Origin of the sequence: Streptomyces sp. NPDC000410 (assembly GCF_040300305.1) — a bacterium.
GTDB lineage: Bacteria > Actinomycetota > Actinomycetes > Streptomycetales > Streptomycetaceae > Streptomyces.
This window is the reverse complement of the sequence record NZ_JBEPDM010000117.1, coordinates 1-2,680: the sequence shown is the minus strand read 5'-3', so window position 1 is coordinate 2,680 and position 2,680 is coordinate 1. Positions and strand designations below refer to the sequence as shown.

At 65.4% G+C, this 2,680-nt stretch carries 1 protein-coding gene; it reads right to left on the bottom strand.

Going from position 1 to position 2,680, the window contains the following annotated elements; translation table 11 throughout:
* On the bottom strand, window positions 1-2,641 hold a 2,641-nt coding region (locus tag ABT342_RS37960), incomplete at its 3' end, for a hypothetical protein (protein WP_351584147.1).
* Between the last annotated feature and the right edge of the window lie 39 nt (window positions 2,642-2,680).

Below are 2,680 nucleotides of genomic sequence, written 5' to 3'. Positions count from 1 at the left end.
CCCCCGGCTGGAACGACACCACCCCCGCCACACCCACCCCAGCACGAGGCACAACCCGCCCCCGCACCGGCAACCCCACCGGGAACTCCAACCACCCATCCGCCGTGCCAGGAGGAGCCTCAACAGCAAAGACTCCGTTGGTATAGAGCCATACCTTGTAAGGCGAGGCGAAGAGCCGCATGCCCTCCGGGATCGGCTTCTGAGCCTTCGCCAGCCCCTCCGCGAAGGTCACCGCCACCTTCGGATCGATGCCGGCGGACGACTTACCCAGCCCCGCGGCGAACTCGCGCGCCATCTCCTGGGCATGCGCCGACGCGTCCGTAAGCGGCAGTCGAGAGCTCGCGGCCACGAACTCCCGCACCGACTTCCCGAACTTCGCGCCATCCCAGTCAGCGAACCCGACCTCCCTCGCCAACTCCCGCGCAGCGTCCTCGAATTCCTTCTCCCGCATCGCAGCCACGCGCTCGGCCAGATGCGAAGCAACCACGTCCGCCGAAAAACGGACCTGCCCCACGTCCTGCACGACCATGCAGGAATCGAGCACCACCGAGAACGGACGAACATCCTCACCCGCCGTGCGCCGAGCCTCGTCCAGCACGGCCAGATCCAGCATGTGCTGGAACGCCGGATCCGACGCGATCAGTTCCGCGTGGTGCTTCGGCGACACGCTCACCCGGCCTTCGTGGTTCCTGACACGCGTCGGGTCAGCCAAAGGCAGGTTGAACACACGAGGGCTGGCGTGAGCTGTCACGTAGAGGGTCAGGTCCCCCGCCCATTTCAGCGGCTGCTCAGCACCGACCGGTACCGGAAGGGCGCCGGGAAGCTGATCCTCGATCTCACCACTTGGGCTGATCACGAGTGGTGGCTGCTGACAGAATCGCCAGGTTCCCTTCTTGTCGGCGTTGTGCTTCTCCCAGCTCTTCATCTCGTCGTCGGGGTAGAGGCCTAGGACGGATGCATGGTCCGTGGCCGTCGGCGACGCCCAGCGAAGGAACGTGTCCCGGCCCGCCGAGCCCACGTCCACCGTCGACGACTCCCAGCGTTTGGCAAGCGCGATCGCGTCCTCAATACCCCGGTCGGAACTGAGCACCCAGACAGAGGCCAGCGCCAGAACCTTGGAGCGGATCTCCTCCGGGCTCCCGTGCTTCAGGGCCGACGGATTGTGCTTCGCCAGCACGTCGTACGACGCCCCGATCCGAGCAGGGAATCGCCACGTCCAAGCCTTCAGCGAATCAAGGCCGTGGGTCATGCTCGTGACATAGCGCAAGGCCGCATCGAGGTTTTCTACGTGCCCGATCTCAGCCGCTACCCAGGCCAACCGGGCCAACTCCACCTCCGACAAATGGCGGCTGATCCCGGCCTTCTCGAGCTCACGTGTGACGTTGGCGATCGCATCGAAGGGCAGCTTGCCCGACGTGAGCGGCTCCCGCAGTCTCAGCCTTGCTCCACGCTCCATGTCACCGAGAGCACTCCGGAAGCCGCGCACATCGCTCACAATGCCGCCGACGACCTGGTCCTTGGTCAGTGCGGGTGTGATGTCCGACTGTTGGTCCTGCGCCTGCTCGGTGCCCGAGGGTTCCACCGAGGAGTCGGTGGCGGCTTCGGTCTTGGCGAAGTTGATGATCTGGTTGTGGTCGGCGCTCTTGAACGGCTGCTTGGCGACCACCGGCTTCAGGTTCAGCTCGCGCAGCGATTCGACCAGATCGTTCTTCAACGCCTGCGGATCCTGGCCCCTGCGGTGCAGCGTCCACGGCTTCACCTCGGCCGGCAACGCGGGCACGATCTTCCCGTCCGCCATCACATGTGTCTGCGTCGACAGGAACTGACCCGTGAACGGCCCCATACCGGACACCACACCCGACGGAGTCACCACACCCAGACCCGTCAGCTCCGCCAACTCCTGGGCGAACGTGCCATGTTCACCGCCGATTTTCTCGCAAGCCTCCAGCACCAGATACTCGACGTCATACCGCTTCGCCCCGTCGGTGCCCAGCGTGAAGGTGAGAATCCCCTGCCGCTCGAGGTAGGCCAGGAGCCCCTCGGGGTTCACCTCGCGGCCCTCGAGATTCAAACGCCCCCGGCTGCCGTGCCCGGCCACCACCACGGCGTTCTCCAGCGCCGGAAGCGTCTTCACACCCTCACGGATCAACGCATCAGCGGCCAAATCCTTCGCCGCCGGCAGGAAGAACCGGTTCTTGCCAAGAACCACCGGTTCAGAGGCCGGCCGCACAGTGATGTGGACGTTGTTCGTGTCATCGCCCATCACGGGGTTGATGTTGAACCTAAGGTGCCTGACCTCTGGTAGAGGTGTCCGCAGCTGGGTCTGGGCGGTGAGCTCGTCGAACACATACGCCCGCAGTCTCCTCGCCGTCACCGTTCCAAACGCCGCGGCCTCCTCGTACGGAGGACCGGTCATGGCACTCGTCTGAACGGCGATATCGATCGCGGGTAGACGCTCCGTCTTGGACTTCTGCCAGACGGCCTTCTGCGCGATCTCCCGGGCGATCGACCTCAGCGCGGCCTCTGTCTCGTCCGACGGCTGTCCATATGTCAGGGACAGCTCGAGGGTGAGGCCCTTGCCCGGTTCGACGCCTTGCAGGGTGGGAAGGGTGTCGGCCTCGACCCCCGGCTGGACCAGCACGATCCCGTCGCCACCCGTGTCACCCTCATCAGGGTCCGC